The 12,263-nt window shown below is 72.0% G+C and carries 12 protein-coding genes; 6 read left to right on the top strand and 6 right to left on the bottom strand.

All coding sequences use genetic code 11. The features are described from left to right. Positions 1–39: 39 nt before the first annotated feature. On the bottom strand, positions 40–1,845 hold the full coding sequence (locus ACWEVO_RS15365) for a peptide ABC transporter substrate-binding protein (RefSeq protein WP_452308169.1): 1,806 nt from the start codon (positions 1,843–1,845) through the stop codon (positions 40–42). Positions 1,846–2,133: 288 nt separating this feature from the next. Between ACWEVO_RS15365 and ACWEVO_RS15360 the strand changes: the two genes are divergently transcribed. The 3 genes from ACWEVO_RS15360 to ACWEVO_RS15350 are packed head-to-tail and all read left to right on the top strand — an operon-like array spanning position 2,134 to position 5,732. After that, a complete protein-coding gene (locus tag ACWEVO_RS15360; RefSeq protein ID WP_452308168.1) occupies positions 2,134–3,279 on the top strand; it encodes an ROK family transcriptional regulator in 1,146 nt (381 codons plus the stop codon). A 13-nt stretch (positions 3,280–3,292) separates the two neighbouring features. After that, positions 3,293–4,762, top strand: coding sequence for a M81 family metallopeptidase (locus ACWEVO_RS15355; protein ID WP_452308167.1), 1,470 nt, complete (start codon positions 3,293–3,295; stop codon positions 4,760–4,762). A gap of 4 nt (positions 4,763–4,766) precedes the next feature. Then, the gene (locus ACWEVO_RS15350) at positions 4,767–5,732 is read left to right on the top strand and encodes an ROK family protein (RefSeq protein ID WP_452308166.1); all 966 of its coding nucleotides are present in this window, start codon (positions 4,767–4,769) and stop codon (positions 5,730–5,732) included. Positions 5,733–5,771: 39 nt separating this feature from the next. Here the strand turns inward: ACWEVO_RS15350 and ACWEVO_RS15345 are convergent, their stop codons facing one another. From ACWEVO_RS15345 to ACWEVO_RS15335, 3 genes are read right to left on the bottom strand one after another with little or no spacing between them, the layout of a single operon-like run. Then, positions 5,772–6,773 carry an LLM class flavin-dependent oxidoreductase gene (locus tag ACWEVO_RS15345; protein WP_452308165.1) on the bottom strand — a complete coding sequence of 334 codons (1,002 nt, stop codon included), beginning with the start codon at positions 6,771–6,773 and terminating at the stop codon, positions 5,772–5,774. Between the two features lie 20 nt (positions 6,774–6,793). After that, positions 6,794–7,138: a TIGR04076 family protein gene (locus ACWEVO_RS15340; RefSeq protein WP_452308164.1), complete on the bottom strand. Its 345-nt coding sequence runs from the start codon at positions 7,136–7,138 to the stop codon at positions 6,794–6,796. A gap of 28 nt (positions 7,139–7,166) precedes the next feature. Beyond that, on the bottom strand, positions 7,167–7,703 hold the full coding sequence (locus tag ACWEVO_RS15335; RefSeq protein ID WP_452308163.1) for a cupin domain-containing protein: 537 nt from the start codon (positions 7,701–7,703) through the stop codon (positions 7,167–7,169). A gap of 224 nt (positions 7,704–7,927) precedes the next feature. Between ACWEVO_RS15335 and ACWEVO_RS15330 the strand changes: the two genes are divergently transcribed. Together ACWEVO_RS15330 and ACWEVO_RS15325 are read left to right on the top strand one after the other, a co-directional pair. Further along, on the top strand, positions 7,928–8,215 hold the full coding sequence (locus ACWEVO_RS15330; RefSeq protein ID WP_452308162.1) for a DUF3311 domain-containing protein: 288 nt from the start codon (positions 7,928–7,930) through the stop codon (positions 8,213–8,215). Further along, on the top strand, positions 8,212–9,729 hold the full coding sequence (locus ACWEVO_RS15325) for a sodium:solute symporter family protein (protein ID WP_452308161.1): 1,518 nt from the start codon (positions 8,212–8,214) through the stop codon (positions 9,727–9,729). Before ACWEVO_RS15330 ends, ACWEVO_RS15325 begins: the two co-directional genes overlap by 4 nt. 111 nt (positions 9,730–9,840) lie before the next feature. Here the strand turns inward: ACWEVO_RS15325 and ACWEVO_RS15320 are convergent, their stop codons facing one another. Continuing rightward, positions 9,841–10,266, bottom strand: coding sequence for a VOC family protein (locus ACWEVO_RS15320; protein WP_452308160.1), 426 nt, complete (start codon positions 10,264–10,266; stop codon positions 9,841–9,843). A gap of 184 nt (positions 10,267–10,450) precedes the next feature. Here ACWEVO_RS15320 and ACWEVO_RS15315 point away from each other — a divergent pair, with 184 nt between their 5' ends. Continuing rightward, on the top strand, positions 10,451–10,792 hold the full coding sequence (locus ACWEVO_RS15315) for a GlsB/YeaQ/YmgE family stress response membrane protein (protein ID WP_452308159.1): 342 nt from the start codon (positions 10,451–10,453) through the stop codon (positions 10,790–10,792). Positions 10,793–10,817: 25 nt separating this feature from the next. Here the strand turns inward: ACWEVO_RS15315 and ACWEVO_RS15310 are convergent. Continuing rightward, the coding region (locus ACWEVO_RS15310; RefSeq protein ID WP_452308158.1) for an ROK family protein at positions 10,818–12,263 on the bottom strand (1,446 nt) is incomplete at its 5' end.

Genomic DNA, 12,263 nt, shown 5'->3' with positions numbered 1-12,263 from the left:
GCGGTGGGCGCCGCCGGGGCCGGGACGATCAGTGGTGGGTCACTTCCAGGACCAGTCCTGGAAGTACATGAAGTTCATCGGGTCCTGCGGCTCGACTCCCTGCAGGCCGGAGCGGTACGCCGAGACCTGGAACACCGGGTTCGGCATCCAGAGCACCGGCAGGTCCTTGGCGAGAAAGTCGTTGTACGCCTTGAGCGCGCTCTCGTCGCCGGAGAACTGGGTGGCCTCGATGAGCTTGTCGGCCTCGGGGTTGCTGTAGCTGCCCAGGTTCACCGGGGCGCCGGTGGCGAAGAGCCGCTCACCGCTGGCGAAGGCCGGGTAGTACCAGCTGCCCTGCGAGCCGAAGAAGGACATGTCCCAGGAGCAGGTGGCGTCCGCCGGCTTGCAGGCCGGGGTGACGGCGACCGAGTCGGGCACCTCCTTGATGGTCAGCTGGATGCCGAGCTTGGCCATCTGCGACTTGATCTCGGCGAACATCTTGGTGGTGGCGGCGAAGCCGGTCTGGCTGGTGACGGTGAACTTCAGCGGCGTACCGGCGGCGATGCCGTCGCCGCACTGGTTCGGCCCGCTGCCGGGCGTCTGGCAGGTGGTCTGCCCGTCCGGGGTGACCTTCCAGCCGTGGCTCTCCAGCAGTTCCTTCGCCTTGGCCGGGTCGAACGAGTAGGCGCAGCCGGCGGCGTCGGTGCCGTTGGTGCCCGGCTTGGCCGGCACCGGGCCGCAGGTGGGCGCGGCCGTGCCGGACCAGATCACCTTGCTGATCGTCGGCTGGTCGATGAGCATCTGCAGCGACTGCCGCAGGTACGGCTGCTGGAACAGCACGCCGGTCTTCGGGTTGTTGAAGTTCAGCTGCAGGTAGGTGACGGACCAGCCGTACCAGGGCGAGACCGTGAACCCCTTGGACGTGAGGTAGTCCTTCTGGGAGAGGTTGGCCGCCGGTACGTATCCGTAGTCGATGTCACCGGCGCGCAGCACGTTGAACTCGGCGTCGTCGCTGGTGAACGGCCGCAGCACGACCTTGCTCAGCTTCGGCTTGTCGGTGCCGGAGTAGTTCGGCTGGGCGGCGAGGGTGACCTCCCCGTTCGGCACGTACTTCGCGAGCTTCCAGGGGCCGCTGGTGACCTTCCACAGCTCGTTGGAGTCGTACGTCTTGGGGTCCTTGGCGGCGGCGGTGAGGAAGGCGAAGACCTTCTTCGCGCCCTCCGGCGTGCTGGCCAGGTTGCTCACGGCCGCGGTGGCGGAGTCCTTGTCCCAGGCGTGCTCCGGCATCGGGGTGATCTTGTTGAGCTGGTTGTCCACGAACCAGGCGGTGTTGTAGACCTTCGTGGTGGTGATGGAGAAGGTCTTGTCGTCCTTCACCGACCACTGGGCGATGTTGTCCGGCAGGCCGCCGGCCCGGTAGGACGCCCACTTGTCCTTGTTCGCGGTGACCAGGTCGTACCAGAACTGGATGTCCTTGGTGGTGACGGGCTTGCCGTCGGACCAGGTGTTGTCCTTCAGGGTGATGGTGAGGGTCTTGCCGCCGTTGCTGACCACCGGCGGCTCGGCCATCGAGCGCTGCGGGTCGATGTTGTACTGCGCCGTCCCGTCCAGCTTGTACTGGTACAGCGACCGGTAGAGCGCCTGGCCGAAGATCGCGTTCTCGCCCTGGGTGAAGCCGGGGGCCGAGATCGGCAGGATCCAGTTGGGGGTACGGAAGGCGACGGTCACCGTGTCCTTGCCCTGACTCGCGCCGCCCTTCGACGAACCGCTGCCGCCACCGCAGGCGACCAGGCCGGCCCCGAGGGCGACCGCGCCGGCTACCGCGATCGCGCCACGCATGGCGCGCCGGGGAAATCTGCTCCTCATGAATCTCCTCGCTTGATCTGCACGGGCCCGCGTCTCCGGGCGCCGGCGGCGCTGCGCGCGTCCCGCCGCCTGGTGCTGCTCCTCGTCGTCGACGCGGAGAATGTATCCGCGCCGAAGTGATCAGTCAACGAAAATTAACCTCTTTGTTCGGGGACTTCGGTCAGGGTACGATCAAAGTCGGCGAAGCATCGAACGATGCTCTTCGCGGCACTCCGGAGCGCACCCGGGCTTTGGCACTGCGACACACTGGGGCGGCGCCGGAGGACCGCCCGAACGAGGAGAGACATCTTGGAACCACCGATCTCCGCCACCCTGCGCGACCAGACGCTCAGCCTGCTGGCCAGCGGCGCGGCCACCTCGCGCGCCGACCTGATCGAGGCGTTGCAGGTCGCCCCCTCGACCGTCACCACGGTGGTGCGCCGGCTGCTGGAGGAGGGCGTCATCCTGGAGGAGGGGGTGGGCCGCTCCACCGGCGGGCGGCGACCCCGGATCCTGCGCCTGCGGGAGACCAAGGGGGTCCTCGCCGTCGCGGAGCTGGGCGGCCGGCACGCCCGGGTGGGACTGTGCGCCCCCGGCGGAGCGCTGCACACCACCGAGGAGGTGGCGATCGACATCGCCGCCGGGCCCAAGGAGGTCCTCGAGGTCGTCGCGGCGGCCTTCGCGCGGCTCCAGGCGGCCACCGCGCCCGGCCAGGCACTGCTCGGGGTCGGCGTCGCCCTGCCGGGCCCGGTCGAGTTCCCCGGCGGTCGGGTGGTCGGCCCGGCCCGGATGCCCGGCTGGAGCGGCGTCGACGCCGAGGCCCTCCTCGCCGAACGGTTCCAGGTGCCGGTGGTCGTCGAGAACGACGCCAAGGCGGCGGCGATCGGCGAGTACGTCACCCGGGGCCGGGAGTCCGGCGACATGATCTACGTCAAAGCCGGCACCGGTATCGGCGCCTGCCTGGTCAGCGACGGTCAGGTCTTCCGCGGCGGCCGCGGCCTCAGCGGCGACGTCACCCACGTACGGGTCGAGGACAGCGGCGAGCGGACGTGTTCCTGTGGCAGCCGGGGCTGCCTGGAGACCGTCGCGAGCGGTGCGGCCCTGGCCCGCGAGCTGGCCGAGCAGGGTTCGTCGGCGACCACCGTCCGGGACATCATGGCGGCGGTCAGCGACGCCGACCCGACCGTGGTCACCATGGTGCGCCACGCCGGCCGGTTGCTCGGGGTGGCGCTGTCCGGCCTGGTCAACTTCCTCAACCCCGACGCCGTCGTCATCGGCGGCGCACTGTCCAGCCTCGACGTGTACGTGGCCGCCACCCGCGGAATGCTCTACGAGCGCTGCCTACCGTCCATGACCCAGTCCCTGACCATCGAAGCCAGCGTCGCGGGCCCGGATGCGGCCTTGGTCGGCCTCGGGCACCTGCTGCGCACGACGGCCGACGTACGACCCTCCTGAGGAGCCACCACCCGTGCCCCGTCCCCTCCGGATCGCCATCGGCGGCATCCACATCGAATCCAGCACGTTCTCGCCCCACCTGAGCACCGCCCACGACTTCGAGGTCACCCGGGGCGACGCGCTGCTGGCGCGCTACGACTGGCTCTCCCCCGCCCAGCCCTGGGCCGTCGACGTCGAGTGGATCCCGCTCGTGCACGCCCGCGCCCTGCCCGGCGGAGCGGTGGACCCGGAGACGTACCAGGGGTGGGCCGCAGAGATCGTGGCGAAGCTGGGCGCCGCCGGCCCGCTGGACGGCATGCTGCTGGACATCCACGGCGCGATGAGCGTCGTCGGACACGACGACGCGGAAGGTGACCTGGTCACCGCCATCCGGTCGGTGATCGGGCCGGAGCCGTTCATCTCCGCGGCCATGGATCTGCACGGCAACGTCTCGCCGGTGCTCTTCGCCGCCTGCGATCTGCTCACCTGCTACCGCACCGCCCCGCACGTCGACGTGTGGGAGACCCGGGAGCGCGCCGCCCGGAACCTGGTCGAGGCACTGCGCCGACAGCAGCGCCCGCACAAGGCGCTGGTGCACGTGCCGATCCTGCTGCCGGGCGAGATGACCAGCACCCGCGAGGAGCCGGCCCAGGGCCTCTACGCGCGGATCCCCGAGATCGAGGCCCGGGACGGCGTCGTCGACGCGGCGATCTGGATCGGGTTCGCCTGGGCCGACCAGCCGCGCTGCCGCGGCGCGGTCGTCGTCACCGGCACCGACCCCACCGCCACCGCCGAGGCGGCCCGGGAGCTCGGCGCGCACTTCTGGGCGGCCCGCGACGAGTTCGCCTTCGTGGCGCCCACCGGTTCGATGGACGAGTGCCTCGACGCCGCCCTGGCGGCGGTCGCCGATCCGGCCCGCCGGCCGTTCTTCATCAGCGACTCGGGCGACAACCCCGGCGCCGGCGGCGCCGACGACGTCACCTTCGCCCTCGAACGGATGCTGGCCCGGCCCGAGATCCGCGACGGCTCGCGCCGCGCCGTGTTCGCCTCGCTGGTCGACCCGCAGGCCGTGGCGCAGATCGCCGACTTGCCGCTCGGGTCACCCGTGCAGGTCACCGTCGGTGGACGGATCGACGCCCGGGACCCGGGCCCGCTCCCCCTCGACGGGACGCTGGAGGCGGTCGCCGACGATCCCGACGGCGGGCGGTGCGTCAGCGTACGGGTCGGCGGGCTGAGCGTCTTCGTCACGTCCCGGCGGATGCAGTACCGCCTGCTGGAGTCGTACGCGCGGCTGGGTGTCGCGGTCGACGCGGTGGATCTCGTGGTGGTGAAAATCGGCTATCTCGAGCCCGAACTGTTCGACGCGGCCGGCGACTGGCTGCTCGCGCTGACCCCGGGCGGCGTCGACCAGGACCTCGCCCGGCTGCCGTACCGGAAGGTGGCGCGGCCGGTGTTCCCCCTGGACCGCGACTTCGCCGCGGACCTCACCGTGGTGGCCGGGTGATCGCGTGACGCAGCCCGAAGACCGGTGCGTCCTCGCCGTCGACGTCGGCGGCACGACCATCAAGGGGGCGGTGGTCGGCGAGGACGGCCGGTTCCGGCGGTCGCTGGTCGTGCCGTCCCGGGCCGACGACGACCCCGTCGCGGCGGTCCGGTCCCTGTGCCTGCAGTTGCGCGACGAGGCGCTGGCCCTCGGCGCCGCGCCCACCGCGATCGGCGTGGTCACGCCGGGGCTCGTCGACGAGGTCGACGGGGTCGTGCGGTACGCCGCCAACCTCCGCTTCCGCGACGTGCCGCTGCGCGCCCTCGTCGGGGGCGACCTCGGGCTGCCGGTCGCGGTCGGGCACGACGCCCGGGCGGCCGGCGTCGCCGAGGCGGTGGCCGGAGCGGCCGGCGGGCTGGACAACTTCCTGCTGCTCCCGCTCGGCACCGGCATCGCCGCGGCGGTGGTGGTGCACGGCGCGCCGGTGGCCGGCGCGACCCGCGCGGCCGGCGAGGTCGGCCACATGCCGGTCTACCCGGGCGGGGAGCCGTGCAGTTGCGGGCAGCAGGGCTGCCTGGAGGTGTACGCCTCGGCGGGTGGTCTGGCCCGCCGCTACGCCCGTCTCGGCGGGACACCGGGGCTGGACAGCCGGGCCATCGCCGACGCCGTGGCCACCGACCCGGTGGCCCGCGCCGTCTGGGACGACGCGACGCAGGCGCTGGGGACCGCGCTGGCCACGCTCACGCTGACCCTCGACCCGGCCCGCATCGTCCTCGGCGGTGGGCTGGCCGACGCGGGTGCGCTCTTCTTCGACCCGGTACGCGACGCCCTCCGCGCGGCGCTCGCCTGGCGGACCCCACCCCCGGTCCTCCGCTCCGCCTTCGGCGCCCAGGCCGCCCAGGTCGGCGCGGCCATCCTGGCCCGGCGGGAGGCCGGCCTGCCCGTGCCGGCCGGCTGGGGCGCACCCGAGATGGTGCTGCCCGTGGCGTGACGGCGACGCCAACCGGGCGTCGCGCTCCCGGACATCGCACTATCGGCGCAGCATGGGCAGCACCTCGCCGCCGAGCAGCGCCACCCCGCGTCGGTCCTCGAGCCCGTGCGGGGTGCCGAACTCGACCCGCCGCACGCCGGCGTCGACGAGGGCCTGCGCCTGGGCGGCCACCTGCTCGGGGGTGCCGGAGAAGGCGAACAGGTCGAGCACGTCGTCGGGCACGAGGCGGCCGGCCGCCTCGTGGTGACCGGCGTCGACGAGCGCTTTCACCCGGTCCAGCAGATCGTTCGGCAGCTCGACCGTGGGGTCGAGGTCGGCGACGACCGCCAGGTACATGGCCACCTCGGTGCGCGCCCTGGCCCGGGCGGCCGGGCCGTCACGGTCGACGACGGTGACCGCGCCGAACACGATCCCGACGTCGTCGACCCGGCGGCCGGCCCGCTCGGCGCCGACCCGTACCCGGTCCCGGATGACGGGGACCATGGCGGGGTTGGCGCTGCCACCGACCTTGATCTCGTCGGCGATCCGGCCGGCGAGCGCGGCGCCTTTCGGGCCCCAGGCGCCGATCAGCAGGGGCGGATCGGGGCGATGGACCCGGTAGCGTAGGACGGTGTCCGGCGCGAGGCGGAACACCTGCCCGTCGAAGCCGGCGGTGTCGCCACGCAGCAGCCGGTAGACGACCTGCGCCGCCTCGTCGAGCGTGGCCAGCGGCCGGGGCTGGTCGATGCCGACGGCGCCCAGCCAGGTGCCGCGCGCGAGACCGAGGTACGCGCGGCCGTGGGAGGCCAGGTCAAGCGCGGCGACCTGGCCGGCGATCTCGTAAGGGGCCATCGAGTAGGGGTTCAGGCAGGCCGCGCCGAGCCGCACGCGTTCGGTCGCGGCGGCCATCTCCAGCAGCGGGAAGATCGGCGGCTGGTACATCAGGTCGCTGAACACGGTCAGCACGTCGAAGCCGGCCTGCTCCGCGCTGCGCGCCAGCCGGCCGTAGTCGCCGGCCCGCTTGTCGCTCTGCAGGCCCAAGCCGAACTCTGCTGCGCTCACGTCTCTCCTCGGCTCGACAGTCAGGTCAGGTCGGCGGAGTTCATCCGACGCCGGCAGGTGCGCTCCACCCGCATGATCAACCGCTCCTCGGGATCCGGACAGGCGAACAGCGAGTCCTGAGCCAGCCAGTCCCCGGCGGCGAGGTCCCGCTGCTTGGCCGCGAGGAAGGGCAGCACCGACGCCAGGGCGTACACGCAGAAGTGCCGGCCCTCGGGCAGCCGGAGGTGGGCGCTGTTGGTGACCTCGAACCAGTCGCCGACCTGCATCCCGCACACCGAGCGGCCCTCGATCCGGTCCACGTGGACCCGCAGGTCGTAGAGCTCCATGTCCCCGTCGGGCCCGGTGTCCGGCTCGTCGTCGGCCATCTCGCTTCCCCTCTCGCTGTGCCGAGGCTCAGGGCGTCGGCGGGTTGATGGCCACCACGATCTCGGTGGCCGTGTCCGAGGTGTTGCGGTAGCGGTGCGGCTGGCGCGAATCGAGGGTGATGCTCTCGCCGGCGACGACGGTGTACGTCGCCCGGCCGACCTCGACGGTCAGCGTGCCCGCCACCACGAACGCGCACTCCAGGGACGGGTGGCTCCACAACTCCGCGCTGGAGACCTCGCCGGGGGCGAGGGTGGCGTGCAGCACCTCGAGCTGGCCGTTGCCGGGCGTGAGGCGCTCGTACCGGATCTGCCCCTTCGGCGCTCCGAGGGTGGTCCGCTCTCCCGGCCGGCTGAGCCAGACCGACGGCGGTGCGGGGTCCGCGAAGAGCGAGGCGACCGACTCGCCGAACACCGTGGCGAGCCGGCGCATGGTCGCGAGGCTGGGCTCGGTCACGCCCCGCTCGATCTGGCTGAGCAGCGTCGCGGACACGCCGGCCTCGGCGGCCAGCGTACGCAGGCTCAGGCCGCGCGCGGTCCGCAGCTCGTGCAACCGGTCCCCGATCACCCCGGCGCCCCTCCCCCGTTTTCGCGGTACGCGCATGCAGGCTCACTGCATGCCTGGCACTGCACGGTAGGTGCCCCTCGACCTCGCGTCAACCAGGCGATTCCAGTAGATCCACGGGTCTTGACGAGGGCACCGGGGAGGCCTAGCGTCGCGGCTCAACGTGCAGTAGCGCTGCACAGGCGGCTGACGGCGGCCGAACCGCCGCTCAGACTTTCAGGAGAGTCATGGCATCGCTCGATCCCCCCGAGCAGGCCCCGGCACGCCGATCCACGGTCCACCGGTGGCTACTCGTGATCCCGTTCATCTGGCAGGTCGCCCTGGTGCCGGTCGTCAACGACGTCACGCTGGCGCCGCTGCACATCCCGTTCCCGATGCTCTGGCAGATGCTCGGGATCGTCGCCACGACGATCATCATCGGCCTGGTCTTCCGGCTCGATCGGACCGCCGGGGTCGACGACGAGGAGCAGCGGTTCGCGGCGGCGACCGAACCGAAAGCGGGTGAGCAGGCATGACTCTCGCAATCGTGCTGGTCATCGTGGTGAGCACGGTGGTCGGCGCCGTCGGGTACGGCCGGCGGACCGCGCGCGCCGCCACCGTCACGGAATGGGCCGTCGGCGGCCGTCGGCTCAGCACGCTCGTCTTCTGGTTCATCAACGCCGGCGAGGTGTACACCACCTTCGCGGTGCTCGGCATCTCCGGCTACGCGTGGGCGCTCGGCGCCCCGGCGTACCTGGCCTTCTGCTCGGTGTCACTCAGCTACGCGCTCGGCTACTGGCTGATGCCCAAGATCTGGCGCGCCGGCCGCAAACACGGGCTGATCACGCAGGGCGACTTCTTCGCCGCCCGGTTCGACGCCCCGTGGCTCGGCGTGGTCGCCGGTGTCGTCGGCATCGCCGCCCTCGTCGTGTACGTGCAGATCCAGCTGGTCAGCCTCAGTCTCATCGTGCAGCTGGCCCTGGGCCGCACGCTGTCCACCACCGCAGCGGTGATCATCGCAGCGGTGGTGATGCTCGCCTTCGTCTACCTGGCGGGCTTGCGCTCCGCCGCCGTCGCCGCGGCGGTCAAGGACATCCTGATGGTCCTCGTCGTCGTGCTGCTCTCCGCGACGGTGGCGGCGAAGGTCGGCGCCGCGTCCCTGTTCGACGTGTTCAAGCTCGCCGAGCAGACCCACCCCGGCATCGGCAAGCTGCCCGGCGTCGACCCCACCTCACCCACCGGGCCGATCTGGCTGATGACGTCAGCGCTGAACGTCGCCCTCGGCAACTGGGTGTTTCCGCACCTGTTCCAGATGTCCTACGCGGCCAAGAGCGGCCAGGCGATCCGCCGCAACGCGGTCTGGCAGCCGTTGTACTCGCTCGCCTACTTCTTCATCATCCTGCTGGGCTTCGCCGCGCTGGTGGCCGGCACCAAGCCGGCTGACGGCAACATGAACGCGGCCCTGTTGCAGTTCGTCACCGACCGGTATCCGGCGTGGGTGATCGGCCTCGTCGCCGGGACCGGCTTCCTGCTCGCTCTGGCCCCGGGCTCGGTCCTGCTGCTGACCTCCGGTTCCGTGTTCACCCGCAACGTCGTGGCGCCGTTGCGCAGGAACCTCAACGAGCGTACGGCCCTGTTGCTGTCCAGGATCTCGATGATCGGCTTCGCGGCCATCGCGGTGTGGTTGACCCTCGGCCGAAGCGAATCGCTGGTGGACATCCTGCTCTACGCGTACTCCGCGATCGGGATGCTCGCGCCCGCGGTCTTCCTCGCCTTCCTCTGGCGGCGGGTGACCGCCATCGGCGTCCTGGCCGGAATCACGGTCGGGTTCATCGCGCTGCTCGCCCCGTTCGCCAAGACCTTCTGGGCGAGCCACCTGCCCGACTGGGAGCCCGGCCTGATCGCCATGGCGATCAACCTGGTGGTCACCGTGCTGGTCAGTCTGGTGACGCCTCGCCCGGCCGACCGGGCCGTCGCGGTCGGGCACGCTCTGCGGGCCGAGGACGTCGCCGCCCGCGGTCCGGTAGCGGCCGCGACCACCCCCAGCTAACCCGTCCGAGCGCGTTGGGGCGAGCATTCGCAGGCCGACCGCCGGCGCACAGCGGCGGCAGGGGTCATCTCGGGACCGGCCGGCACCAGGAAGGTGTCGGCCGGCCCTGTCCTACCTGGCGAAGATCTGCGACTCGTCCCGGAACGCCTTGAACTCCATGGCGTTGCCGGCCGGGTCGCGGAAGAACATCGTCCACTGCTCGCCCGGCTCGCCGGCGAACCGCAGGTACGGCTCGATCACGAACTCGGCGCCGGCGGCGCGGATCCGGTCGGCCAGGGCGTGGAAGTCCTCGATCGACAGGATGAGTCCGAAGTGCGGCACCGGCACGTCGTGTCCGTCGACCGGATTGCGCCCCGCGTCGGGCTGCCCGGCCGCCGGCACGACGTGGGTCACCACCTGGTGGCCGTAGAAGTTCCAGTCGACCCAGGCGTCGGCCGAGCGGCCCTCGGCCAGGCCGAGCACGCCGCCGTAGAAGGCGCGGGCCCGCGCCAGGTCGTCGACCGGAACCGCCAGGTGGAACCCGGGACGAGCCGTCATCATGCGCTCCTTCTCGTGGCCGGACCGCCCGTTCGCGCGCGTCCTTCTGCTCAACGGTCTAACAACACCTGGGCCTCGGAGGCAAGCGCTGAGGCGGTGCTTCCCGAGACGGGACGGCACGGTGGGTTTCCGACGACGTACGGCTCGGGCATCTATTGCGGGTGTCGTCGAAGGGAGTTGCGCAATGCTGGTGACCGGTTATCTCGGCGCTGTCCTCATCGGTGCTCTCGTCGGCCTGCTCGGGCGGCTCGTCCTGCCGGGCAGGCAGCGGATCGGCGTGTTCGCGACCTTCCTCATCGGCGTCGGCGCGGCGGTGCTGGGCACCTTCGTCGCGCGGATGCTCGACGTCGACCACGCTGCCGGCGTCGAACTCTGGGTGCTCCACTGGGACTGGGTCGTCCTCGCGCTTCAGGTCGGGTTCGCGGTCGTCGGGGTGGCGCTGGCGAACATGCTCACGTACACCCGGCTCGCCGGCGGTGACGACGCACCCGCCCGGCGACCCCGTCGCGCCCGGGCCAAGGGATGACCGGCGGGTCGAGGGAGCACGCCGGCTACCGGGGGAGGCAGTAGACCTGGTCGCTGACGAGCCTGGCGGCGCCGATGACGCCGGCTCGTCCGCTCGCGTCGCTCATCGTGATCCGAAGATTCCGGGTGGCGAGGGGCGACGAGCGGCAGTAGATCGCGCTGCGCAGCTCGGCGAGCAGGACGTGGCCCAGCCGCGTCAGTCCGCCGCCAAGGACGATGAGGCTCGGGTTGAAGAAGGACACCAGCCCTCGCAGCACCTCGCCCACGCGTCGTCCGCCGTCGCGGATCAGTTGCAGGGCCGCGGCGTCGCCCGCGCCAGCCGCCCGGCCCACCTCCGCCGCGGTCAGCGTCCCGTTGCGGTCGAGAAGTTCGCGGAGCAGTGGTGAGCGGCCCGATCGGGCGGCGGCGAGAGCGTCGCGGCCCAGGGCGGCTCCGCCGAAGGACGCTTCCAGGCATCCCGTGTTGCCGCACAGGCAGAGGATGTCGCAGTCGGGGACTCGGACGTGGCCGATGTCCCCGGCGCATCCGTCCATGCCCCGGTAGAGTCCGCCGTTCGCCACGATGCCACAGCCGATGCCGGTGCCGATCTTCACGAACAGGAAGTTGTCGACGGCGGTGGCCGACCCTGCCAGCTGCTCGCCCAACGCCATGACGTTGACGTCGTTGTCCATGACGACCGGGCAGTCGAACTGCCCGGCGAGGAGATCGCGGACGGGGTACCGGTCCCACTTGGGCATGATCGGTGGTGACACCGAGATCCCGCGACGGAAGTCCACCGGGCCGGGCACGCCGACACCGACCCCGAGTGGCCTGGTCACCCCGACGCTCGACAGGAGGTTGCGGCTCAGCTGCGCCGCGAGTTCGAGGACGGGTTGCGGGCCCTGACGTACGTCGCACTCCGCGCGCTGCAGCGCGAGCACCTGTAGACGACCGTCGGTTATCGCGACGGACACGGCGGTGGCGCCGATCGCGAGGCCAACGAATCGGATGCTGCCGGACAGGTCGATGGCGGCGGACCGGCCGCCACGGGATCGTGCCGGTCCGGTTTCCGCGACGAGGCCGAGTTCTGCGAGCCGATCGACCTGGGCGGCGATGGCCGTCCGGGACACGTCGAGGTGCGCGGCCAACTGGACCCGGGACTGGGGACCGGCGTCCCGCAATCGGGTCAGCACTCTGGCCGGCAGGGACGCTTCGGCTCGGCCCGGCCCCGAGGCGGCCGCCCGGTGGGTCTTCGGCCAGTGATCGCGTCGGCCGTCCTGGGCGCCTGATCGCGGCCGCGGGCGCTGGTCGGTGCCGCGGCCGTCGTCGGGCGGCATCGGGGGACGCCGCTGGGCGGGGGCCCGGGGCCGGCTGGGCGCACCGCCGGGAGAATGGGCCGCCGGCTGCGACCGCCAGGTGGCGCGCGAGCCGGCACCGTCCGGCGGCGGCCGACCCGAACCGTCCAGGGGCACCGCCCCGCTCGCGCCGTCGAG

It is taken from the genome of Micromonospora sp. NPDC003776 (assembly GCF_053605645.1).
Note: the sequence above shows the minus strand (reverse complement) of the source record. Positions and strands in the feature narration are given on the sequence as shown.